Raw genomic sequence first — 23868 nt, 5'->3', positions numbered from 1 at the left:
CCCCAAATCCACCACCCCGCCCCTACCCACTCCACCAGTGAGAGCAGCACCCACAGGAGCGGAAACCCGATAAGTAATATGAGCAGCAAGCCCTTGAGCTTATCGCCGCACCAGAGCGCAGGAGTCGCCTTGTTAAACCCGTATTTCGCCTCCAGCCGAAACTGACCCCACCAATCAAACGGCAGCCCGGGAATCGCCAACAACACGCCCACCAATAATAAAAACACCGCCCGCGTCCACGCCGCCTCGGCGGCTCCCCAACTCACGACCCAATCGTAAAGCACCGGCAGCACGCCCCCGCACAAGACGAGGACGAGCACGGCAAAATCATAACACTCCGCGACTCGCCCAAAACGCGCACGCGCCAAGGTGTATGCGACCGACTGCCTATAGGCTACCTCATCCATAATTGCGGCGACCGCCTCGGGGGCCTTTTGCGCATACCGCCGCACCTCCGCGCAATTCAACGCAGCTAAAACCGACTCTGCAATAAGCCGCAACCCGAGCAGCCCGACCGCGATATAAAGCACCGAAGACATGGGCGCGCAGTGCAGGCCGCGACTGCACCGCTCGCCAGTCCAAAGCGGAAATCAGAAGCGCTTTTTTTGCTGAGCGGCGGACGCACACACGGAAGGGGCGGCGGGCCCAGCACTCGCGTGTCCTGCACAGCTCACTCAACCAAAGATGAGTTGAAATGGACTCGCCCCGCCGCATCGTGCGCCGTCGTGGATGATACCAAGCAGCCAGACCCCTCATTTGAAACCGCGCTCCAAAACCTCGAGCAGGTCATCGCCGTAATGGAAGGCGGGAAAGTGCCGTTGGGCGAACTCGTTGCCCAATTTGAGGAAGGCAGTCGCTTGCTAAAACTCTGCCAAAACCGGCTCAAGGACGCCGAACTCAAGGTCGAGCAACTCAGGCAAGCCTCAGAGGCCGAGTCGGCAAAGTTCGAGCCCTTCGAAATCGGCCGCGAGAGCTAATCCCCCTTTGCACGCAACACTCACACTCGCCTCGCCAGCACCACCTCCCGAACACCCCACGCCGGCTCGCCGCCGCTGACTGCTCCACACCCTCGATGAGTCACTCCGTCTCTCACTTCGCCCCCATGCACGCCGCCCTCGGTACCGATGCCGCTGCCGATACGGATGCACAGCCGTGCGAAACCACCCCCTCCCCAAGCTCATCGCTCCTCGCGCGCATCCGCGAGCCCGCCGACCTCAAAGCACTCGCCCCCGTGCAGCTCCCGGCCCTCGCCCAAGAAATCCGCGACGAGATCATTGCCGTCACCTCAGCGAGCGGCGGCCATGTCGGCCCCAACCTCGGCGTCGTCGAACTCACGATCGCCCTACACCGCGTTTTTGAGACCCCACGCGACCAGTTCGTCTTCGACGTCTCGCACCAAGGCTACATCCACAAACTCCTCACCGGACGCGGCGGCTCATTTTTCCAAAAGCTGCGGCAAACCGACGGCGCGAGTGGCTTCCTCTCACGTGACGAAAGCCCTCACGACGCCTTTGGCGCGGGCCATGCGGGCACTGCCCTCTCCGCCGCACTCGGCATGGCCACTGCGCGCGACCTGCTCGGCACCGACGAACACGTCGTGGCGCTCTGCGGCGACGCCGCCTTCACCTGCGGCATCACGATGGAGGCACTCAACAACGTCGTCACCTCCACCAAGCGCCTCATCGTCATCCTTAACGACAACGAGTGGTCGATCGCGCGAAACGTCGGAGCAATCGCCAAATACCTCAACCGCCTCTCTACTAGCCGCACCTACAACCGCGCTTACCACGACCTCGAAAAGTTCTTCACCAGCCTGCCCGGCGGGCCGGACATGCACCGGCTCTTCACCAAGTGGAAACGCGAGACCAAAGACTTCTTCGTCGAATCCAGCCTCTTTGAAAAACTCGGGCTGCGCTACCTCGGCCCCATTGATGGGCACGACCTCGACGAGCTCATTAAGAATCTAGAGTTCGCCAAAAACTCCGACACGCCCGTCCTTCTCCACGTCCTCACCAAAAAAGGAAAGGGCCTCCAAGTCGCTCTCGACCACCCTGAAAAATTCCACGGCTCCAGTCCCTACGACCCCAAGACGGGAGAGAACCCAGCACAAAGCTCCGGCTCCCAGAACCCCGCCCGCCAAAACCTACAAGACGTTTTCGGCCACGCACTCGTCCGCTTCGCGCGCGGTAACCCACGCATCGTCGGCATCACCGGCGCCATGCCCAGCGGCACCGGCCTCACCCACCTACAAAGCGCCCTCCCCGCTCAATTTTTCGACGTCGGTATCGCCGAAGAACACGCCGTCCTCTTCGCCGCCGGACTCGCGACCAAGGGCCTACGACCAGTCGTCGCCATCTACTCCACCTTCCTCCAGCGCGCCTACGACCAGATCATTCACGACATCTGCCTGCAAAAACTGCCCGTCGTCTTCTGCATGGATCGCGCCGGCCTCTCCGCCAACGACGGCCCCACCCATCACGGCCTCTTCGACATCGCTTACCTACGCTGCGTCCCGGGAGCCACGATCATGCAGCCCAAAGATGAAGACGAACTCGTCGACATGCTGCACACCGCACTCCAGCACGACGGCCCCAGCTTCATCCGCTACCCACGCGGTACTGGCCCCGAAACTACACTTAAGCAAAACCCCGCCGCACTGCCCATCGGTCAGGCCGAGCTCCTCCGCGAAGGCAGCGACCTCGCACTCTGGGCCCTCGGCCCCATGCTCGAAGATGCACTCGCACTCGCCGCAAAACTGGAGAGCGAAAACGGCCTCAGCGTCGCCGTCGTCAATGCGCGCTTCGCCAAACCGCTCGACCGCGACCTGCTCCTCGCACAAGCAGCCACCATTCCCCTCATCGTGACGCTCGAAGACCACGTCGTAAACGGCGGCTTCGGCACCGCTGTCCTCGAAACCCTGCAAGACGCAGGCACAAAAACCACAGTCGAGCGCATCGGCTGGCCCGACCAATTCGTCGGCCACGGAAGCAGCGTCGCCCAACTCCGCGCCGCACACGGCCTCTCGCCAGAAGCGATCTACTCACGCGTTCTAACGCGTTTCGCCTCAGACAAATCTCACTGAGTGCCACTACGCGTGGAGCGGCAGCGTGTCGCTGCACCCGTTCAATTTGGGATTTCTCATCGCGCTATCGCGCGAAAGCGAAATCCCAAATTTGAAAGAATTCCCCCTGTCGCGTTGCGACAGGGAGGGAGGGCTTATTTAAAATCACGATTTGTGTTCGGTTGCGAAGCGACCGAGCCAAATCGTGATTTAAATGGGAGTGGCAGCATGCCACCGCCCCACGCGTAGTGGAAAAAAACGCAGCCCTCAACTCACGGAGCAGTAGCTGGGGCAGCGCGCCCCGACTCCTCAGTGAGTCGGGCGCGGTAGCGTTTTGGCGACTCGCCAGTGATTTTTTTAAACACGCGGTTAAACTGAGAGAGCGACTGGAAGCCGCACTCGAAGGCCGCCTCACTGACCCGTTTGTGCGGGTTGAGGAGCAGATTTTTGACCTTCTGCACACGCACGCGAGCGAGGTAATCCGTAAACGTCAGCCCGGTGGAGCGTTTAAACATTTTACAGAAATAGAACGAACTCATGTTCACTGCCTTAGCGACTTGAGGCAGGCTAAGCTCCTCGTTGTGGCGCGTACTGATAAAGTCGCAGGCCTTGCTGACGGCGGGCGATACCTCGGGCTCCTCCGCCTTTACCATCAACTCGGTGCTCAACATCGCGAGGTGCTGAGCGAAGACCTCTAGGAGCCGCAAAACTGCTTCATACTGCTGCTTATCGAGCACACGGGTTTGAAAATAGGTCTCCTCCAGCCGCCGCACATCAATATCGCTGCCCAGCTTAAGCAGCCGTTGGGAGCTCCTGCTAAACTCCTGCTTCGTGGGCTCGTGCAGCAGAATCTGACCCGTCTGCAAAAACGCGACTAGGTTCTCCCCCACGCGCACTGGCACCGCCGAGTCGCACAGCCCCGCGAAGCAACGCAGCGTCGTCGGCTCTAGTTGCGCCTCGTCCTCCATCCGCCGCTGCATCTGCAGGCATGTCGCACAAGTGCGATTACTGCGCGCCATGAGTGCGCAAAACGGATTTTCGTTAGGGTCTCCCCGATGCGGCGGCGCGTACTCGCCGAGCCCCTGCCCACTCAGCGCAATCGGTAGCCCCGTCATATCTCGAAACGCTCGCTCGTAGTCTCGATAGATGCGGCTATTGCGCAACTGCTCGACGATTGCTTGTTTGCGACGGGGAGCTGCTGGGGTGGTCGAGGGCATGGCAAGTCCTTTCAGAAGAACCACTAAAGCGAAGACCCTCCAAGCATCAAATCAAACCTAACTCTCTGAAACTATAGTAGCCACGCTGAAGGGGATCAGCAGTTTTCGTTCCTAGGATGATATGATCGAGTAGTGGTATATCCACTACATGCGATGCATCGCGCAACTTCGCCGTCAGCTGCAAGTCCGTGGGGCTCGCTGTAGGGTCGCCGCTCGGGTGATTGTGCGCGACCACCAGCGCGCTCGCCCCATCGCGAATCCCAATACGAAAAACCTCGCGCGGATGTGCGAGCGTCCCCTCCACAGTCCCCGAGCTGAGCTCGCGACAGCGGATGAGGTGCTGCCGTGCGTTGAGCGAGAGCACCCAGAACTTTTCCACGCGCAAGCCCACTGCCAGCGGTGCGAGATACGCGGCCGCCCGCTCGCCGCTCTCGATGCGTGGCGACTCCCCTTGCGACTGGCGCAGGATCCGCTTAGCGACCTCCATCACTGTGAGGAGTTGCAGTGCCTTCACTCGCCCCACGCCCTTAAAGCGCCTAAAGTCATCCTCCAGCCACTCGGTTAATCCCGCCAATGAGCCGGCCTCCTCAATCAGCCGCGCCGCGAGCGAAAGCACATCCATCCCCTGCGTCCCGCTACGCAGCAACATCGCCAACAGCTCTGTGTCGCTTAGTGCCCCGGCGCCCTCGCGCTCCAGCCGCTCTTGAGGCCGCTCCGCCTGCACCGTCTCCAGTAAGCGATTGGGCAACTCCGGCAAAGGCAGCGACTCGTGGCTCATCTTTTTAGCGGTGGGTTTGGCGGCCTGCGCCTCTACGCGCTAGCCGACGCCAGATGTCCTCATCCTCATAACACATCTGCGCACTGACTTCTCCCAAAGCACTCGCTGCGACGAAGCTGAAGAACTCCGCCCCTGCGGTCGGAGTTTCTCCTCCACAAGCTAGGGGAGCCTTCGGCTCCATATGACGATGACCTCGCTTGACCTCGCCGTAAACGGCGAGGTACGCGCTTTGGTGCGTGGTCAGGTATTGCGCCGCTGAAGAGCGGACCAGGTCGGGCTTGGGCTCCTTATCTTTAGCCATCGATGCTCGGGTTCGGGGAATGCACAGAGCCAAGCCGCTCTCACGTTTTGTGCAACGTGCTATCAGCACTTCACCCAACAAAACGCCTCCACAGACCTGCGACTAACAGGAGCACGCCCAATAAGAACGGCCTCCTTCCGCAAGATGTGCGCAGTGGCTGCCAACACACGCGGAGCACTTATCGGCCTCGCCACGTATAATGAATTTATCTTATACCGTGTATCTTTCCTTATACCGCTCAGTTTTTGCCCAGTGCACCTTGTCGCTCGGCAGGCCGCGCCACTCACTTCGCCGCTTCCAACTCCCTCATGGCCGTCATCCCCCTCACGCTCACCATCAGCCTGTGCTTAGTATTCACCTTTGTGGTGTTCTTTCTGCGCGAGACCTCGCGCAAGCACTACTCGGACGCGCAGCGCGACGCACTCATGCCGCTAGCTGACGAAACCCCACTCACCGCCATCGCAAAACCCTCGACCGTCCCCACGGCGCAGTCCGCGCGAGGCCAAGAAATGCACACCCACGCCAAGGCTGTGCACTAATCTAGCGCGCGCTCAAGCAAGGCCCCCAGCACCGCCCACACACACGCGCCCACACGCCTTCCCCTAGCACCAAACCCCGGCCCTAACACCAGGCAAACCTCCCGCCACTCCCCAGCGATTCACAACCCCGTCGTTAGCCCTCCTCCGCCCCGCCACTCCGATTCCCCTTTCCCCTCCGATGAGCCAACAAAAACTAACCATTGAGTATAACGACAAAGTCGTCCGGCAGTTCATCCTCGCCTGCGTGATTTGGGGCGCGGTGGGCATGCTAGTAGGCGTTTTTGTGGCCTCGCAGCTCAATTTCTGGCGGCTCAACTTTAACCTCCCTTGGCTGACCTTTGGCCGGCTGCGCCCGCTGCACACCAACGCCGTCATCTTCGCCTTCGTGGGCAACATGATGTTTGCGGGCGTCTACTACTCGACCCAGCGGCTGGTAAAAGCCCGCCTCGCCAGCGACTTCCTCTCCCAACTGCACTTCTGGGGCTGGCAACTCATCATCGTCGCCGCCGCCATCACGCTGCCTCTCGGCTTCACGCGCGGCAAGGAATACGCCGAGCTGATTTGGCCCATCAACATCGCCGTCGCGCTCATCTGGGTCGTCTTTGCCGTCAACTTTTTCTGGACGCTCGCACGCCGAAACGAACGCGCCCTCTACGTCGCCATCTGGTTCTACATCGCGACGATTCTCACCGTGGCGATGCTCTACATCGTCAACCACCTCTCAATCCCCACCTCGCTACTGCACAGTTACCCCATCTTCGGCGGCGTGCAGGACGCCCTCGTGCAATGGTGGTATGGGCACAACGCCGTAGCGTTCTTTCTCACCACGCCGATCCTCGGCATCATGTATTACTTCATGCCGAAGGCCGCCGAGCGCCCCGTGTATTCCTACCAGCTCTCCATCGTGCACTTCTGGTCGCTCGTCTTTATCTACATCTGGGCGGGCCCGCACCACCTGCTCAACACCGCCCTCCCCGGCTGGCTGCAAACGATGGGGATGACCTTCTCGCTCATGCTCTGGGCGCCCTCTTGGGGCGGCATGCTCAACGGACTGCTCACTCTGCGCGGGGCATGGGATAAGCTGCGCACCGAGCCCGTCATCAAGTTCTTCGTCGCAGGCATCACCTTCTATGGCATGGCGACCTTCGAAGGGCCGCTGCTCTCGATCAAAGCCGTTAGCGCACTCGGTCACTACACCGACTGGATCATTGGCCACGTCCACGCCGGAGCCCTCGGCTGGAACGGCTTTATGGCCGCTGGCATGATTTACTGGCTGATCCCGCGCCTCTGGAGCAAGCCGCTCTACTCGACCTCGCTCGCCAACATCCATTTCTGGACCGGCCTGCTCGGCATCCTCCTCTACGTCGCCGCCATGTGGAGCAGCGGCATCACCCAGGGCCTCATGCTCAACGCCACCGCCGAGGAAGGCACTCTCCTCAGTAACCCCAACTTCCTCGACGCGCTCCACGCCATCCAACCGCTCATGCTCATGCGCGTCATCGGCGGCGGGCTCTACCTTGTTGGCTGGCTGCTCCTCGCCTACAACCTCTGGCAAACCGTGCGCGGTGCCCAGCCCGTCAACGGCTCCATCGACATCTACGTCGAGGCCAAGACGCCTGCCGCTTCGCGTGATAGCGCTTCCGCCGCCGCAGACAAGGAGCGCATAGGCTGGCTCCCGACCTTTGGTAACGGCCCCGTGATCCTTTCCGTTTTCCTCGTGGGCTTTGCGTCGCTGTGGATGATGGGCAGCGGCATCGTCAGTGCGCTCGGCATTGCCGGCTCGCTCGTGACGCTCATAGCCGGTTACGCGCTGCTCTACTCGCGCGGCAAAGACTGGCAGGACTGGTATGAGAAACTCCTCCTAAACGCGCTCCCCTTTAGCGTGCTGGTCTTCATCTCCGTCGCCGCCGGCGGACTCGTGCAAATCATCCCCACCGTCCTCGTCAGCAAACCCGACAACGTCGAAGACCGGCTCCAAATCCCCTACACTCCGCTCGAACTCGCGGGCCGCGACATCTACGTGCGCGAGGGCTGCTACAACTGCCACTCGCAGATGATTCGCACGATGGTGCCCGACGTCCTGCGCTACGGCGATTACTCGCGACTCGGCGAGTCCATCTACGACTACCCCTTCCAGTGGGGGTCTAAGCGCACCGGCCCCGACCTCGCCCGCGTCGGCGGTAAGTATCCCGATGTCTGGCACCTGCGCCACATGGAAGACCCGCGCAGCATCTCCGCAGGCTCCAACATGCCCTCCTACCCGTGGCTCTCGACCAACAACACCGACGTCGCCGCGCTGCCCTCCAAAATCAACGTCCAGCGCATGCTCGGCGTGCCCTACGGCCCGCTCAGCCCGCAGCAAATCTTCGACGACGTAAACGCCCAAGCCAAAGCCATCTCCAAGGGCCTGCGCGAAGCCGGTGCCTACGTCGCCCCCGAGAAGGAGATCATCGCCCTCATCGCCTACCTCCAAAAACTCGGCCAATCCGAAAACGTGGCGGCGACCCGCACCGCGTCGGTGCGCTAAAACCGGCAAACCAAGCCACTTACCCACATCGAAACTCACACTCCCAAGCGGCCTACACTGGACGAAGTGCCAGCAGCACTTTGCCCAGTAAAAGAGTAGTCCGCGACTCCGCGACCCAATGTTTAAACGACTCGTATTCGAAGACTACGCGGCACTCTGCACGCTAATCGCCTTCGCCGTCGTCGCACTCGTCTTCCTCGGCGCGATCTGGCGCGCCCTACGCATGACACGCGGCCAATCCGAACACATGGCCGCGCTCCCCTTCGAGCCCTCCCCTCACACCTCCCCAAACACCGCTTTGCACCAAGCCCACGAAGAATGAGCACCCACGACGCAACTAACGCCTCGCCCCACTCGTACGCTGCCGCACCAGCCACCGCACACGCGGGCGCAGCCACCGACGACATCATTCGCGAGCACACCTTCGACGGCATCGAGGAATACGACAAACGCCTCCCCAACTGGTGGCTAGCCACCTTTTACGGCGCGATTGCGTTCTGGATTGGCTACTGGTTCTACGTCGAGCAGGCGCAGATCGCTCTCTCCCCCGAGGCCGCAATTGAGCTCGAACTCAGTCGTATCGAAGCCGCCAAACTGGCCGCCAACTCCGCCAACCTCGACGACGCCACACTCTGGCAAATGAGCCGCAACGCCGTCTTCGTAAACGCCGGCCGCGAAACCTTTAACTCCGTGTGCGCGAGCTGCCACCTCCAAAGCCTCAAAGGCGTGGACGAGGGCGGCATCGGCCACAACCTCGTCGACGACGAATGGGCCCACGGCGGCAACCCCACCGACATCCTCGCCGTAATCAACAACGGCGTCCTCGCCAAAGGCATGCCCGCTTGGGGCCCCGTCATTGGCGCCAAAAAGACCTCCGAAGTCATCGCCTACATTCTTAGCCACCACACCGAGCCCGCTCACGAGGAAAGCTAAGCGGCACACTCGCGCGCACGGGCCGTTGCCTAGCCGCCACTTGGCCACACTCACTCTCTCACGAAAACTCGCCTAACCCCACAACACGGGCACCAAAAACAACGACGACCCACACAAAGGGAGCCCTCCCAATGCTCAAACCCGTGCGGCCCACCATCGACTCGGTCACTACCATCAGTGCCGACGGCTCGCGCCCCTTCATCTACCCCGCCGACGTTAAGGGCCGCTTCACCACTGCGCGTAAGCTCTCCGCGCTCGCCCTCATCGTCTTCTACCTCTCGCTCCCGTGGATACAGGTAGGCGGCTTCCCCGCCGTCTTTCTCGATATCGCCGCCCGCCGCTTCCACCTCTTCGGGCTCACCTTTGCCGCGCAGGACATGTGGCTGTCCTTCTTTCTCATCACCGGCCTAGGTTTCGCCCTCTTCTTTATCACCGCACTCTTTGGCCGGATCTGGTGCGGCTGGGCCTGCCCACAAACCGTCTTCCTCGACCACGTCTACCGCCGCATCGAACGCTGGATAGACGGTAACGCCGTCGCCCGCCGCAAGCTCGCCGCCGCCCCGTGGACAGGCGCTAAAATCGCCAAGCGCACACTCAAACATGCGCTCTACCTCCTCGTCTCGCTGGTCATCACGCACCTGTTCCTAGCCTACTACGTCTCGCTCAAATCCGTCTGGGAAATGGTGAGCACCGCGCCCGGCGAACACTGGAGTGCCTTCCTCTTTGTCGCAGTCGCCACCGCGATCCTCTACTTCAACTTCGCTTGGTTTCGCGAACAACTCTGCATCGTCATCTGCCCCTACGGACGGCTCCAGTCCGCCATGATTGACGACCACTCGATGGTCGTCGGCTACGACACCCGACGCGGCGAACCGCGCGGCAAGGGCGCGAAACCCGGTTTGGCGAAGAGCCCAAATGCAGCGGCAGGCAGCGTCGAATTCGTCAAAACCGGCTCGTCGAGCGAGCCAGAGGCCAAACGCGGCGACTGTGTGGATTGCGCGCGCTGTGTCCAAGTCTGCCCCACCGGCATCGACATCCGCCAAGGGCTCCAACTCGAATGCATCGGCTGCACTGCCTGCATCGACGCCTGCGACGAAGTCATGCGCCGACTCAAACGCCCCACCGGCCTCATCCGCTACGACTCGCAAGCGGCGCTCGCCGGAGCCCGCACCCGCTGGCTGCGCCCCCGCGTTTACCTTTACTCGGTCATGCTCGCGATCGGCATCGGCGTTGCCAGCAAGGCCATCTCCACCGTCAAACCCGCCAACATCAGCGTCACCCGCATCACCGGCACGCCCTACGTCGTGACCGACGAGACGATCCGAAACCAATTCTTCGTGCGCATCCTCAACAAACGTGCCGAGCCCACTGACTTCATCGTAGAAGTCGACTCGCCCACCCCGCTCACACGCAGCGGACTCGACGGACCACTCAGCGTCCCCGCAATCTCTGAAGAAATCCGCCCCCTCGTCCTCGTCGTCCCGCGCAGCCACTACACCGGCCCCTTTAAAGTCAGCATCACCACACGCGACGCCCAAGGCCGCTTTGCCCAAACCCGCGAAATCGAATTCCTCGGTCCCGACCCACGCCTGCTAAACGAAGAGGACGAATGATGAAGCACGCGCTCACACCGCTACCGACCACGGAAAACCCAACAGGCGAGCAACGAAAGCCCGCCAATGTTGGTCGCAAAAAGGGCTTTAGACCCTGGCTGCTCATCTGGCTGGCCTTCGCACTGCAAGTCGCCGCGTGGGTCTTTTGGGTAAAACTCGCCTCCAAACACCCCGTCCAAGAAGTCCCACTCGTCACCGCGCAACCGATTCCAAAAAAACCTTAAACCCGGACAGGCCGCCAACCCGCGGCCTGCCTAATAAACCCAGGTCCACGACCTTGATTGAGCCCGCGTCCATCAACTCTGCCACCTCGGCCTTCATCGCCGGACTCATCACCAGCCTGCACTGTGCAGGCATGTGTGGCCCGCTCGCCTGCACGCTAATGCCCGTCAAAGGCGACCGCGCGGACGCCCAACTCGTCAGCAGCATTTACCACGGCACGCGCCTCTTCAGCTACTGCGTCCTCGGCGCAGTCGCGGGCGGTCTTGGGAAACTCCCCCTCCAGTGGCTGCAAAACGACGCGCTCTTCCGCTGGCTGCCTTGGGTAAGCGTCCTGTTCTTCATCGCGCTCGGGCTCCGGCTCGACCGCTACCTCCCCCGCCCGCTCTTCCTCTCGCGACTCCTCATCCGGCTAAACCCGCACCTGCGCTCGCCCTCGAAACTCAAGAGTGCAGCAGCACTCGGACTCGCCACACCGCTGCTCCCCTGCGGCCCGCTCTACTTCCTCTTGGCACTCGCGCTCTTCTCCGGCTCCGCACTGCGCGGCATCGAGTTCATGCTCGCCTTCGGGCTCGGCACGGTGCCTCTGCTCTGGCTCGCCCAAGCGCAATTCCAATGGCTGCGCCACCGACTCTCGCCACTCTGGTTTGCCCGCGTGCGTATCACACTCGCGCTCTCCAGCGCACTGATCATTAGCTGGCGACTGCGCAGCACCCTCGGACTCGAAGGCCCTGAAGTAAACTCACTCATCTGCTTCTGGTGATGAACGCTGCCGAACTAAAAATTGATCTGCTCGCTGACACGCCGCTTCGCGCCGAAGCCGATACGCCGACCAAGGCCGTAAGCCGCAGACGAAAAAAAGCCCCCAGCTGCCACCACTGCGGGACAGCACTCACCGACCACGCGATGCGCGAAACAGGGTTCTGCTGCTCGGGCTGCGCCTACGTTTACCGACTCATCCACGAAAGCGGACTCGACGCCTACTACCGAATCAAAGACCCCATCACCGCCCCCGTAGACGCCACCGTTTTCCAGCCCCAAAACGCCGACTGGCTCGCGGAACTCCAAAAAAACGCCGAGGCCGAAACGGACGAAAAGGGCTCGCCCCATACTCCCCATAACCAGGCGGCAACGACGCCTCGCCAAGTAAAACGCTCGGCGAGCGCGACCGCCAAACTAGGGATTCAAGGCATCTCCTGTGCGGGCTGCGTATGGCTAATTGAAAAACTCTTCAGCCAAATCCCCGGGGCACGCCGCATCACCGTAAACGCCCAACTCGGCCACATGGAAATCAGTTGGACAGCGGGCGAGCTCTCGCTGCCCGGCTTCGCCCAAAAACTCGCCTCCTTTAACTACCTCGTCGGCCCACACGACTCCAGCACCGCCGAGCTCGAAAGCCGCGCCCTCATCCGCCGCATCGGCCTCTGCACGGCCTTTGTGATGAACACCATGCTCTTCACCCTGCCGACCTACTTCGGCATGGAGGCCGACTTCCCCTACGCACGACTCTTCGGCACGCTCTCACTCGCCTTTGGCACGCTCAGCATGCTCGCGGGCGGCGGCTATTTCGTGCGACGCGCGTGGGCCGGCCTTCGACACGGGCTCCTACACATCGACCTGCCGATCTCGCTCGGTATCCTCGGCGCCTACCTCGGCTCACTCTACGGCTGGGCCATCGGCGAAGAGACTTACGTCTACTTCGACTTCGTGAGCACCTTCATCGTGCTGATGCTCATCGGCCGCTGGGCTCAAGTCTGCGCCGTCGAGCGCAACCGCCGCCGCCTCCTCTCCCTCCAACCCCGCCCGCAACACATCCCCATCCTCCAGCCCGACGGCACGCTCCAGCCCACCCCACCCGAGCGCCTCCAACCCGGCCAAATCCTCGAACTACGCTCCGGCCAAATCCTCCCCGTCGAGGCCATCCTTGAAACGCACGCAAGCGCCGCGCCCGAATCGGATCGGGCACTATCCCCCGCCAGCTTGGCAGCGAGCACTGCCCGCGAAGTCGAGTTTTCTCTCGCCTCGATCAACGGCGAGTCCGCCCCGCGCCGCTTCACCGCCGGACAACGCATCCCTGCCGGGGCACTCAACCTCAGCCGCACGCCCATTCGCCTACGCAGCACCCAAGCTTGGGCGCACTCGCTTCTCGCCGAACTCACCGCCACGCAAAGCGAAACCGAGCACCGCAATCCGCTCCTCGAACGCATCGTCCAAGGCTACTTGATTGGCATCCTCGGGATCGCCGCACTCGCCGCGCTCTTCTGGGGTTTCCACACAGGCGGCGACCTCCTTAAAACCGGAGCAATCGTCACCGCCATCCTCGTCGTCTCCTGCCCCTGCGCCATCGGACTGGCCTTCCCCCTCGCCGAAGAAATCGCCTCCGTCGCACTGCGCCGCCGAGGCGTCTTTGTCCGCAGCCCACGGCTCTGGTCGCTCCTCCACAAAGTCCGCACACTCGTCTTCGATAAAACCGGCACCCTCACCCTCGAAACCCCAATCCTCCAAAACCCAGAGCAGATCGCCACGCTCTCAGAGGAAGCCCGCAGCGCCCTGTATTCGCTTATTCGCGACAACCCGCATCCCGTCAGCCAGTGCCTGCTCGAAGCCCTTCTTGCCAGCGGCCCGACACCCGCAGCACTCGAAGGCGACGTGTTAGAGGAAATCGGCTGCGGCGTCTCCCTCGGCCCGTGGTCACTCGGTAAAGCAGGCTGGAAAGCACAAGAAGCCGACGGCAACGCTCGATCTGCGACCGCGATGAGCCCCCAAGCAAAAGGGTCTGCGACCCTGTTCGCCTATAACGATACTCCCCTCGCGACCTTTCACCTTGCCGACTCGATTCGCAGCGACGCACCCGAAGCAATCGCCAAACTCCGCGCCCTCGGACTCGAAGCCCACATCCTCAGCGGCGACGCGACGAACAAAGTCCAAGCCACCGCCGCCCAACTCGGCCTAGCGCCCGCACACGGCCACGGCCAAATGAGCCCACAAGACAAAGCCGACTGGCTCCGCACCCACGCACCCAGCGACGCCCTCATGCTCGGTGACGGACTCAACGACAGCCTCGCCTTCGACGCCGCGCTCCTACGCGGCACGCCCGTCATCCATCGCGGCACCCTCGCGCAAAAAGCCGATTTTTACTATCTCGGACGCGGCATTGGCGGCATCCACGCCCTTTTCGAGGTCAACGCAATCCGCCGCCGCGCCGAACGCGTCATCCTCATCTTTTCGGTGAGCTACAACCTACTCGCCGTCGGCTTCGCGGCCCTTGGCTTCATCAACCCACTCATCGCCGCAATCCTCATGCCGATAAACTCGCTCCTCACCCTCACCCTCGTCTCTGCAAGCATGAAGGGCTCAAAGCTCCAACTCGTTTAGCGACACGTCGTCGCCGCCGCGAGCGTGCGCAGCACACGTGAGTGACGAGCCGCGAGCCAGATGCCTCGCGCTTAAAACGGGAACAGGCTCTAGCCAGCCAATTGGCTGCGATCACTGACCTCTAAGAGGCCGCTGCCGTGGTGGTAGGACCTGGATTCGAACCAGGGAAGGCGTAAGCCAGCAGATTTACAGTCTGCCCTCGTTGGCCACTTGAGTATCCTACCAAAAACGGAAACGCGGATGCTCGTGACTGGGCGCGACGGCTTCAAGTTTTTTTTAGCACTATGCCGCGCAACGCTCTGGCCTAAGGCGCCACAGCCCATCTAGACTCTCTCGCGCTTCCTCTACATCTCTCATGGATGAGCTCCAAGAACACCCCTTTCTGCAAGGAGCCCTCTCTCACCTACTCACGGTGGCGGGCTTCCTCTTGGCCCTATTTCTCATCGCGCGGCTGCTCAGCGAAAAACGCCAACCCGGAAACACCTTTGCGTGGCTACTCGGCATCGTCCTCGTCCCCTACATCGGCGTGCCGCTCTACTTCCTTTTTGGCGGGCGAAAGCTGCGCCGACTCATGGCGCGTAAGACGCCCGTCGAGCCCACACTGCCCGTCACCGACTTTACGCCCGGCCACCACGCAAACCGCCCCATCGCCCGCGCCGTCTCGCATGCCGGCGGCTCCCCACCGCTGCCCTGCAACTCCCTGCAACTCGTCACCACCGGCGAAGACGCCTACCGGCAACTCGTTGAGCAAATCCGCCATGCTCAACACCACATCCATATCACCACCTTCATCCTAGGGCGCGACGACACAGGCCGTCGGCTGATCGACCTACTCGCCGAGCGCGCCCGCGACGGCATCAAGGTGCGGCTCCTGCTAGACTCGGTGGGCTCTATGTTTATCACACGCCACTTCGTGCGCCCGCTCGTCGAGGCGGGCGGCGAGGTCCAGTGGTTCATGCCCGTACTTCCTTTCTCTTCGCGCCGCAGCTCGGCCAACCTGCGCAGTCACAGAAAAATCGCAGTCATCGATCACAGCACCGCCCTCATCGGCGGGCACAACCTCGCCACCGACTACATGGGGCCCGACGCACACGACGGGCGTTGGACAGACTTCGGCACGGTCGTACGTGGCCCGGCGGCGATTTTATTGAACGACGTCTTCATCGCCGATTGGTGCTTCGCCAGCCACCAGGCAATTGAGAAAATCCGCGCCGAGATCCCACCGGAAACCGCCTCCCAGGTCTGCGGCCCTGCCGAGCTGCAAGTCGTCGCCAGCGGGCCGGACGTCCACGGCGACCCGCTCTACGAAGGGCTAGTCGCCATGATCCAGTCGGCGAACCAAAGCATCTGCATCATCACGCCCTACTTCATCCCCGACGAGGTGCTGCAACGCTCCCTCATCGTAAAAGCGCGCTCCGGCGTCGCGGTCACCCTACTCGTCCCCGCCAAGTCGAACCACCCGATCACCGACTTCGCGCGCCGCCACTACCTGCGCGAACTGCGCGAAGCAGGCGTCACCGTAAAACTCCACGGCCCACGCATGCTTCACAGCAAGGCCACGATTGTGGACGGGGCGATCGCACTCTTCGGCTCGGCCAACTTCGACCTGCGCAGCCTTTTTGTGAATTTCGAGATCGGCGTCCTTGTCCACTCTCAAGCCGAAGTCGCCCAAATCGCCGCTTGGGCCGACTCGCTTCTCGCCAACGCCGCCCACTCGCCCACCGCCCCCAAACGCCACCAACGCTTCGTCCAGCACCTCCTCGAAGACCTGAGCCGCCTCCTCGCGCCACTGCTTTAAATGACTCGGCTTGGAAAAAACTCGAAGCCTCCGATGCCACATGGCTAACTCGGCCGATTCTTCTATGGCCGAGCCCGCTGTCCCTCACGCCACCCACCAAGTCCCTGCCCACATCGCTATCATTATGGATGGTAACGGACGCTGGGCACAGCAACGTGGGCTCCCTCGCATTGAGGGCCACCGGCGCGGGGTCGAGACCGTGCGCCGCATCATCGATGCCACTCGCGAGTTCGGCGTGCGCATGCTCACGCTCTACGCCTTCTCCGCCGAAAACTGGCGACGCCCACAAGACGAGGTCGGTGCACTCATGCGGCTCCTCGAGCTCTACCTAAAACGCGAGCTCAAGACCTTTGTTAAAAACCGTATCCAACTCCGCACTATCGGCCGCACACACGAGTTACCGCCCGGCGCCCAACGCCAATTGGCACGCACCATCAAAGCCACACGCGACTTCAGCGATTACACCCTCACGCTCGCGCTAAACTACGGCTCACGCAGCGAAGTCGTCGATGCCGCCCACAGCTACGCCGCCGCACTTGCCGCCGGGGAAATCTCGCCCAGCGACCGCTCTTGGGAGAGCTTTAGCCGCCACCTCTACACCGGCGACCTGCCTGACCCCGACCTCGTCATCCGCACCTCCGGCGAGACGCGCCTGAGCAACTTCCTGCTCCTCCAAGCCGCCTACGCCGAGTTTGTATTTACGCCTGTCCTGTGGCCCGACTTTGGGAGAGATGACCTCGCGCAAGCCATCGCTGAATACAGCCGTCGCGAACGCCGCTACGGGAAAACCAGTGCCCAATGCGGCGGATCCGATGAGCAGTAATTCCCCCAACTATCGCTTGCCCACTCACTCAACTGCTCCCGACCTATGACTAAGCGCATCTTAAGCACCGTCCTTCTTTGGCTGATTGTCGGCGCGGTTTTGTGGCAGTTTCGGACGACGGGAGCCGTCCTGCTCGTGAGCGCCATTTCTGCGCTCACCTTGCTCGAGTTTTACCGACTGCTCGCAGGGGCCGGGCTCGCCCCCTTTGCCCGGCTCGGTGCAATCCTCGGCGGCTTGATTACGCTCGCCCCCTGGCTCGCGCAACGCTTCGGACTCCACGCCGAGCACTTATTGGCCCTCGCCGTCGTCCTTTTCTCAATACGGATTTTGCGCGAGCGCGGCGCCGATCTGCGCGTCGAAGCGCTCGCCTCCACGCTCTTCGGGCTACTCTACGTCGCGTTCATGCTCCACTACCTCGTGCGCATCCTCGTCATCGCGCCCGACCTACCGGCACGCGGGCTTGTGCTCGGACTGTGGTTTGTCGCCGTCGCCAAGTTTTGCGATGTGGGCGCACTCCTCACTGGGCTAGCTATTGGACGGCACAAGATGACGCCAAACATTAGCCCAAAGAAAACTTGGGAAGGCGCAGCGGGCGGCATCTTTACCTCAATGGCGCTCGGTGCACTCATTGCCTGGCTCGGGCGCGAGGTGCTTCCGCCGAACTTCACGCCACTCGCCGCAGCCGCACTCGCCGCCCCAATCGCCGCGACCGGCATTCTCTCCGACTTGGTCGAATCGATTATTAAACGCCGCGCCGCACTCAAAGACTCGGGCGGCCTCATTCCGGGCATCGGTGGGATGTTTGACTTAAGCGATTCGCTGCTCCTGCCCGCACCAGTCGCCTACCTACTCTTTACTTATCTATTTTGAGCCAAGGCGGCTGCGGCAAGTAAGCCCTCTCCACTACGCGAGCGATTCACCGCGCCGAGGCGACAGTCGGCCCAGCGCGGCGTGAGGCCGGTGTCGAGGGCCGAGTCTTGTCCGTAAGCGTAAAAACGACGCGCACGATTTGGAGCTCGTTTTCCCGCGCGGGGAATTGCCAACGCGTCATCACGGTATTGCGCGCGGTCTCGTCGAAATCGTCGTAGCCCGAAGAGCGAGACACCTCCGCCCGTTTCGCGCGCCCCCGTCCATCGACCAAAACGAGTAACTCGACCATCCCCTCGCGCCCCTCGCGACGCGCCGCAGGCGGGTAAGGCGGATTCGGCGCATAGAGGATTCCCGATTTCCCAAAACTAAGCCCCTGCCCACGCCGACCGCCGCTTTGGCCCAAACTCTCCTGCATCGCACGCAGGGCTGCACTCACCGCATCGTCCATCTGCCCGGCAAGCGAAGCCGCCAACAAGCCGGACACATCGGGTGCGACTTCCTGCGTAAACGTACTTGGGTCGAAGTCCCACGCCACCACCCAATCCTCCTGCATCGGACGTTGCTCTTGCAGCGACGGGCTCTGCTCCGCGACTTCGCCAAAGAGCGAGTCGTCGTCATCGATAAGCGAAAGCTCCATCGTTTCGCCCACCCCAGCAAAGGCCTCTCGGAGCCCGCCGTTGCCGTGCGACAAAGGCTGAGCACTCGGCTCCGGCCACAGCACGACCAGCGCAGCATGTAGTCCTAGCGCAATTACGCCCGCTACGCCGTAGCGCGCCCAAAATGAGGGTCTACGCCCTCCGCAGCCCAAATGGCTGCCCGTCAACTCGCCTTCATTCGCACAGCCCTCGAGCTCCCGCGCAGTGACGCTAGGCAATCCACAACTTTCCAAGTTTTGGCGAGTCACGGGGCTCATTTCTCAAAATCTATTTTTTTATCTCACTTATTATTAGTGACTTAATTTTCTATTTGGGAATCTATCTCAAAATCAAGTTGACGAAGCCAGATCGTTGGTAAGCTTCGCGAATTGGTGAGAATGAGTCTCCTCCTCTACCGCGCAACCTCATTTATTCGAAATCCAAGCCCCTCTTTCGCCGCTTCAAGATTTCCCCGCCCCTTTCCGCACCTACACACCATGAACAAAGCAAAACTATCTGCGCTAGCCGCCTTGCTAGCTGCCGCCTGCGCCCAAGCCGCAGTGGCCCAAACCGCGCCCACCAATCCGCCCGGAGTCGACGTCACTGAAATCCAAGTCGAGGCCGAACGCGAGACTCTCGCCGTCGTCCAAACCGAGCCACCGGCGGGCACCTTTACCAGTATTTCGGCCCAAGAATTCGCCCAACGCGGCGCCACTGACATGGGCGGCGTCGTCCGTTACGAGCCGCTCGTTAACGCCCCTTCGATGGCCAGCGGCCAAGGCGGGCTCTGGGACGGCAGCGGCTACTCGGGCTACAACATCCGCGGCCTCGAAGGCAACCGCGTCAGCATGGACATCGATGGCATCCCGATTCCCGACGCCGCGCAACGCCCCGATGGCACCTCGATGAACGGCTTCGGCATTGGCCGCGACTACTACGAAATCGAAAACTACCGCAGCGTAGGCATCGCCTCGGGCACGACCTTTGCCGGACGTGGAAACGCGTCCATCGGTGGCGGCGTAAGCTTCGCCACTAAGTCGCCCGCCGACCTCCTCGGGCGCAGCGATCGCCCCTTCTACCTCGGCTACAAAGCCGCCTATGCCTCGGTTGACGAAAGCCTCTCGCACACCGTCACCGGTGCCGTCGGTCAGGGCGAAGTGTCCGCACTTGTCATCTACACCCGCCGCGACGGCGAGGAGCGACGCTCGAAAGGCACGGGCATCGTCAACCCGCTCGACTGGAGCTCCGACTCCATCCTCACCAAGCTCGTTTGGGACAACGCCACCGCCCAAAAACTCGAATTCACCGTAGAGCACTTCAAGCGCGAGCGCGACCTCGTCGCGATCAACAAGATCGGCGGCTTCTACCCCGAAGCCCCCCTCCAGCACTCGGAGACCGAGCGCTTCACACTAAACCTCAAGCACACCTTTGTGCCTGTTGGCGGCCTGCCCGTCTTCGACCAACTCACCACAATGGCTTACTGGCAGGACGCCGTAAACGGCGACCACACCCGCGCTCGCTACACCTTTGGCGGCGACTTCAACCGCGATATTAAGACCAAGTTCAACAACGACTCGCTCGGCGGAAAAATCGACGCCATCAAGCGCATCGGCGCCCACCACACCCTCAGCTACGGCCTCAGCTATTCCGAGGTGAAAACCAACCGCCCTTGGCGCGAAATCCGCACCAACCGTAGCACGGGAGCCGTAGTTCCTGCGGCTACCGGCACCAAAGATCGGATGCCCTCCATGAAGACCGAGGAGTTTGTCGCCCACCTCAGCGATGAAATCACGTTCCACATCGGCAGCCACCGCGCGACACTCACGCCCGGCCTGCGCTTCGATTCCGTTGACGTAAAGCCGACCGACCTCTCCCGCTACATCAATGGCGTCCCCGCCGCGAGGAACGAAATCAAAGCTGAGAGCGACGACTTCGTAACGCCCAGTATAGCCGCCGAACTCGAGCTTACCGAGAAGCTCTCCGCCTACGGCAGCTACAAACGCGGTAACCGGCTCCCCCGTCCCGTCGAGAAAACCGGCACCTACGACTCCTTCAGCTACACCGGCTCGGGCAACGGCTACGCCATCCTCGGCAACCCGAATCTCGACAAAGAAACCAGCGACGCCTTCGAGCTCGGCCTCAAAGGCCAAGCCCTCAACGGCCTCAGCTTCCAAGTCTCCGGCTTCTACACCGCCTACAAGGACTTCATCGAGTATGTGACTCAGCCGCTGGACCCGATTAACTACCCGACGATCAGCTTCCTACTCGTCCGCCCCGAAAACGTCGGTGACGCTGACATTTACGGCGTAGAAGGCACACTAAAAGCCGACCTCGGCGCATGGGAACCTGCGCTCACCGGCTTCAGCGCAATCCTCGCTGCGGGCCGCGCCCAAAGCTCCGTCGATAACAAAGTCGCGGGAGTCAAAGGCCGCCTCGGCTCGGTCGGCCCCTTCAAGGGCAGCCTCACGCTCGCCTACGATGCGCCCAGCAAACGCTTCGGCGGTGCACTCACCGCCACGCGCGTAAACGGCCAGCAGCAAGGAGCGGATACCCTCGCCGGCCCTCCCTTCACGACCACCTATTTTGACGTCCCCTCCGTCACCACGCTCGACCTCGCCATCTACTGGCAAATCAACGACTACACGACGCTCAACGCCGGAGCCTACAACCTCACCGACGAGAAGCACTGGGACTACTACAACGCACGCGGTTTAGCAGCCCCCGTCACCGCCGCGCAAATCGCTGAGGTCGAGCGCTACGTCCAGCCCGGAGCCAACTTCTACGTCAGCCTCAGCATCGGCTTCTAATTAGGAGCCCGCTCAGTCCCCCAAAATCTCCCGCCCATCAACCCCAACTCGAACTTACCCCACTCGACCAACCATGACACACACGCCAGCCCCCGCGCCTCCCTCCCTCAAAAACGCGCCCGTTGTTTGCGAAATCCGCAGCACCCACGCCTCCGAATCAGGGATCCTCGCCGAAATCGCTAAAACCTGTGCGCGGGAGCTGGCGCAACCCCTCCTCGTCAAAACCATCCAAGCCGGCCCGAGCACTCAAGACCCGCTCATCACTCTACAACTCCCCGTCGAGATGGCCGCCACCCAGCACGAAATCTGGTGCCTCGCCTGCCGCCTCGCCTGCTTCTGCCCCTCTGCCCGCGTCAGCGTCTTCGTCAGCGCGAGCGACCTTTTCACCAAAAACAAAACGAAGGCCGCTGCCCCCAGAACCCAACGCCGCTCCCGCCGCAAGGCTGCGTAACGCGTAACCCAAACGCAGCGCCGCACAGCCCGCCACTCCCACCACCTCTCCCTCTCAACTCACCTTCACAAAGAACCCAATCCCTCCCCCGCACACCATGAGCTCCGACCTAACCATCTACTTTGGCACTGTCACCGGAAATGCCGAGTCGCTCGCTTTCCGCGCCCAAGAGCGCGCCCAAGCCGCCGGAATCTCCGCCACACTCGTCAATCTCGCCGAGATCAGCCCCGACCAACTCATCACCGAAGGCCACGCGCTCTTTGTCGTGAGCACTTGGGGCGACGGCGAACCTCCGATGGACGTCGAAACGTTTTACTACGACCTCGAAGCCTCCGACCTCGATCTCAGTAACCTTAGCTACGCCATCTTCGGCCTCGGCGACCGGGACTACCCGATTTTCAACGGCTTTGCCCGCAACCTCGACGAGCGGCTCGCCTCCTTCGGTGCACAAGCCCTCTACGAACGCGCCGAAGCCGACGTCTTCTTCGACGATACCTACGCCGAGTGGGAAGCCGGAATCTTCCCCCTACTCGAAGAGCGACTTGCCCTCCTCGCCACCGCCTAAAACATGGAACATCACGCCTTAGTTCCCCATCCTAGCTTTCTGTCATGACCCGCTCCCGCCATCTCTTCGCTGCACTCGCCAGCCTGTCCGCCGCCGCCCTGCTCCTCACAGCCTGCAACACGACCGACACCACGGGCGCCCCGAGCCAAGTAGCGAGCACTGCGGGCACGAGCGACGCTATCGCGCCCGCTCAGACGAGTCTCGACTTACCCGCCGCCTCGACTCTCTCCGCCGGTACGCGCTCCACCGCCGAAAAAATCGGCCACCTCCAAACCGTCGGCCGCCACGAGCGCGTCCGCGAAGCCACCCGACTCGGTCTCTCCGAAGCGCACCTCTTCGCCGCCGATGTCGGTAAAAACGTGATACGCCTAAAAGACGGTCGTGAGACCGCCCTCGAGATCCTCAACCGCCGCCTCCACGAGCTAGGCCGCCTGCGCGCCTCCGCTCGCAATGACGACGTCAGCCTCAGCGTCATCGGCACCCCCCGCCCGCCACGTCTCATCCCCGCCACCGAAGAACGCGAAGCGCGCACTTTCCCAGGCTACTTTGGCCCGCCCATCGACCTACGCCCCGACTTCTCCAACTGGCAATTCACCTTTGCCCAAATCACCTTCACCCGCGACGGCCAGGTGCAACGCAGCCTCACCTTTTTCGATAACCAAGGCCGCGCCGTCCAACGCCTCATCATCGACACCCTCGACGGCATCCCCGCCTTTGAGCAAATCATCCAAGACTTCCGCGCCGAAACCCAAAGCTCCGAAATCGTCCTCACGCCCGAAGAACCCGCCGACCCCATCCGCCCCGACGCGCAAGTCGACGTGCCCAGCCTGATCGCCGCATGGGACGCGATCACCGACGTCCACCAATTCAGCACTGCCGTCCTCGCCAAGCACGACGTCACCCGCCTCCAAGCTCTCCGCCTCGCAGGCCCCGAGCGCGCCCAACGCCTCGACAGCCCCAAGGCGCTCAACGCGCTCCTCTCCGCCGCCGCGCACGAAAAACTCGAGATCATGGCCTTCGTCTCCAACTCGGCCAACACCCAGATCTTTACGGGAAAAATCGAAGCGCCCACCAAAGCCCGCGGAGGCTGGCTACGTGTAGGCGATGAACACGGGGCCAGCCTCAGCATTAACGAAGCGGGCATCGACCAGATCTGGCTCGTTAAAAAGCCCAGCAGCATAGGCATCCTCAGCACCGTCGAAGTCTATAACGCCAAAGGCGAAGTCATCGTCCAATTCTACTCCAAACGCGAACCCCGCAAACCCGAAAGCGACACCTGGCGCGCCCTCCTCGCCAAGCTGCCAAAAGCGTAAGCAGCCCGCGCCTACGGCGCTGAGGAAGGACTCTCCACTCCAC

At 62.0% G+C, this 23868-nt stretch carries 22 protein-coding genes and 1 tRNA gene; 17 read left to right on the top strand and 6 right to left on the bottom strand.

The genetic code is table 11. The features are described from left to right. Positions 1 to 539, bottom strand: a 539-nt coding sequence (locus AXK12_RS01000) for a M48 family metallopeptidase (protein WP_231863469.1), incomplete at its 3' end; no start/stop codon positions are given. A 186-nt stretch (positions 540 to 725) separates the two neighbouring features. On the opposite strand from AXK12_RS01000, the gene xseB reads away from it, so the two are divergent. Further along, positions 726 to 977, top strand: a complete 252-nt coding sequence (gene xseB / locus AXK12_RS00995) for an exodeoxyribonuclease VII small subunit (RefSeq protein WP_068710911.1) — start codon at positions 726 to 728, stop codon at positions 975 to 977. 95 nt (positions 978 to 1072) lie between these two features. Then, on the top strand, positions 1073 to 3082 hold the full coding sequence (dxs, locus tag AXK12_RS00990; protein WP_231863468.1) for a 1-deoxy-D-xylulose-5-phosphate synthase: 2010 nt from the start codon (positions 1073 to 1075) through the stop codon (positions 3080 to 3082). Between the two features lie 251 nt (positions 3083 to 3333). Here dxs and AXK12_RS00985 read toward each other — a convergent pair whose 3' ends face one another. Genes AXK12_RS00985 through AXK12_RS00975 form a run of 3 tightly spaced genes read right to left on the bottom strand, consistent with a single transcriptional unit; the run spans position 3334 to position 5357 of the window. Continuing rightward, positions 3334 to 4278: a helix-turn-helix domain-containing protein gene (locus AXK12_RS00985; RefSeq protein ID WP_068710910.1), complete on the bottom strand. Its 945-nt coding sequence runs from the start codon at positions 4276 to 4278 to the stop codon at positions 3334 to 3336. Positions 4279 to 4324: 46 nt separating this feature from the next. Further along, positions 4325 to 5056, bottom strand: a complete 732-nt coding sequence (gene radC, locus AXK12_RS00980) for a RadC family protein (protein WP_068710909.1) — start codon at positions 5054 to 5056, stop codon at positions 4325 to 4327. Positions 5057 to 5060: 4 nt separating this feature from the next. After that, positions 5061 to 5357 (bottom strand): hypothetical protein, encoded by a 297-nt coding sequence (locus tag AXK12_RS00975; protein ID WP_068710908.1) that lies wholly within the window; start codon positions 5355 to 5357, stop codon positions 5061 to 5063. A gap of 245 nt (positions 5358 to 5602) precedes the next feature. Between AXK12_RS00975 and AXK12_RS00970 the strand changes: the two genes are divergently transcribed. The 8 genes from AXK12_RS00970 (at position 5603) to AXK12_RS00935 (ending at position 14563) form a co-directional block, all read left to right on the top strand. Beyond that, on the top strand, positions 5603 to 5896 hold the full coding sequence (locus AXK12_RS00970) for a hypothetical protein (protein ID WP_156468754.1): 294 nt from the start codon (positions 5603 to 5605) through the stop codon (positions 5894 to 5896). Between the two features lie 178 nt (positions 5897 to 6074). Next, positions 6075 to 8423, top strand: coding sequence for a cytochrome-c oxidase, cbb3-type subunit I (gene ccoN / locus AXK12_RS00965; protein WP_068710906.1), 2349 nt, complete (start codon positions 6075 to 6077; stop codon positions 8421 to 8423). A gap of 118 nt (positions 8424 to 8541) precedes the next feature. Then, positions 8542 to 8745 (top strand): hypothetical protein, encoded by a 204-nt coding sequence (locus AXK12_RS00960; protein ID WP_068710905.1) that lies wholly within the window; start codon positions 8542 to 8544, stop codon positions 8743 to 8745. Next, positions 8742 to 9356, top strand: coding sequence for a c-type cytochrome (locus AXK12_RS00955; RefSeq protein WP_082782535.1), 615 nt, complete (start codon positions 8742 to 8744; stop codon positions 9354 to 9356). Before AXK12_RS00960 ends, AXK12_RS00955 begins: the two co-directional genes overlap by 4 nt. A gap of 131 nt (positions 9357 to 9487) precedes the next feature. Continuing rightward, the gene (gene ccoG, locus AXK12_RS00950; RefSeq protein WP_068710904.1) at positions 9488 to 10969 is read left to right on the top strand and encodes a cytochrome c oxidase accessory protein CcoG; all 1482 of its coding nucleotides are present in this window, start codon (positions 9488 to 9490) and stop codon (positions 10967 to 10969) included. Then, positions 10966 to 11193: a hypothetical protein gene (locus AXK12_RS00945; RefSeq protein ID WP_197456941.1), complete on the top strand. Its 228-nt coding sequence runs from the start codon at positions 10966 to 10968 to the stop codon at positions 11191 to 11193. Before ccoG ends, AXK12_RS00945 begins: the two co-directional genes overlap by 4 nt. 53 nt (positions 11194 to 11246) lie before the next feature. Next, the gene (locus AXK12_RS00940; RefSeq protein ID WP_231863467.1) at positions 11247 to 11951 is read left to right on the top strand and encodes a sulfite exporter TauE/SafE family protein; all 705 of its coding nucleotides are present in this window, start codon (positions 11247 to 11249) and stop codon (positions 11949 to 11951) included. Next, complete coding sequence (locus tag AXK12_RS00935) at positions 11951 to 14563, top strand: heavy metal translocating P-type ATPase (RefSeq protein ID WP_082782534.1); 2613 nt, start codon at positions 11951 to 11953, stop codon at positions 14561 to 14563. The genes AXK12_RS00940 and AXK12_RS00935 overlap by 1 nt, the downstream gene beginning before the upstream one ends. A gap of 138 nt (positions 14564 to 14701) precedes the next feature. On the opposite strand, the gene AXK12_RS00930 is transcribed toward AXK12_RS00935, so the two are convergent. Then, positions 14702 to 14787: transfer RNA gene (locus AXK12_RS00930), tRNA-Tyr, on the bottom strand. A gap of 131 nt (positions 14788 to 14918) precedes the next feature. On the opposite strand from AXK12_RS00930, the gene AXK12_RS00925 reads away from it, so the two are divergent. The 3 genes from AXK12_RS00925 (at position 14919) to AXK12_RS00915 (ending at position 18054) form a co-directional block, all read left to right on the top strand. Continuing rightward, entirely contained in the window at positions 14919 to 16361 is a 1443-nt protein-coding gene (locus tag AXK12_RS00925) for a phospholipase D-like domain-containing protein (RefSeq protein ID WP_068710902.1), read from the top strand. 64 nt (positions 16362 to 16425) lie between these two features. After that, positions 16426 to 17184: an undecaprenyl pyrophosphate synthase gene (gene uppS, locus AXK12_RS00920; RefSeq protein WP_068710914.1), complete on the top strand. Its 759-nt coding sequence runs from the start codon at positions 16426 to 16428 to the stop codon at positions 17182 to 17184. A gap of 45 nt (positions 17185 to 17229) precedes the next feature. Then, positions 17230 to 18054, top strand: a complete 825-nt coding sequence (locus AXK12_RS00915; protein ID WP_068710901.1) for a phosphatidate cytidylyltransferase — start codon at positions 17230 to 17232, stop codon at positions 18052 to 18054. A gap of 46 nt (positions 18055 to 18100) precedes the next feature. Here AXK12_RS00915 and AXK12_RS00910 read toward each other — a convergent pair whose 3' ends face one another. Then, the gene (locus tag AXK12_RS00910; protein WP_068710900.1) at positions 18101 to 18967 is read right to left on the bottom strand and encodes an energy transducer TonB; all 867 of its coding nucleotides are present in this window, start codon (positions 18965 to 18967) and stop codon (positions 18101 to 18103) included. A 219-nt stretch (positions 18968 to 19186) separates the two neighbouring features. Here AXK12_RS00910 and AXK12_RS00905 point away from each other — a divergent pair, with 219 nt between their 5' ends. The 4 genes from AXK12_RS00905 (at position 19187) to AXK12_RS00890 (ending at position 23825) form a co-directional block, all read left to right on the top strand. After that, positions 19187 to 21496 (top strand): TonB-dependent receptor domain-containing protein, encoded by a 2310-nt coding sequence (locus AXK12_RS00905; RefSeq protein WP_068710899.1) that lies wholly within the window; start codon positions 19187 to 19189, stop codon positions 21494 to 21496. A gap of 73 nt (positions 21497 to 21569) precedes the next feature. Then, positions 21570 to 21947: a hypothetical protein gene (locus tag AXK12_RS00900; RefSeq protein ID WP_068710898.1), complete on the top strand. Its 378-nt coding sequence runs from the start codon at positions 21570 to 21572 to the stop codon at positions 21945 to 21947. A gap of 97 nt (positions 21948 to 22044) precedes the next feature. Then, complete coding sequence (locus AXK12_RS00895; protein ID WP_068710897.1) at positions 22045 to 22512, top strand: flavodoxin domain-containing protein; 468 nt, start codon at positions 22045 to 22047, stop codon at positions 22510 to 22512. Between the two features lie 44 nt (positions 22513 to 22556). After that, positions 22557 to 23825 (top strand): ChuX/HutX family heme-like substrate-binding protein, encoded by a 1269-nt coding sequence (locus AXK12_RS00890; RefSeq protein WP_068710896.1) that lies wholly within the window; start codon positions 22557 to 22559, stop codon positions 23823 to 23825. Positions 23826 to 23868 lie beyond the last annotated feature (43 nt).

This window comes from Cephaloticoccus capnophilus (genome assembly GCF_001580045.1).
Taxonomy (GTDB): Bacteria; Verrucomicrobiota; Verrucomicrobiia; order Opitutales; family Opitutaceae; genus Cephaloticoccus; species Cephaloticoccus capnophilus.
The sequence above is the reverse complement of the archived record's forward strand: the minus strand, read 5'-3'. Positions and strand labels throughout refer to the sequence as shown.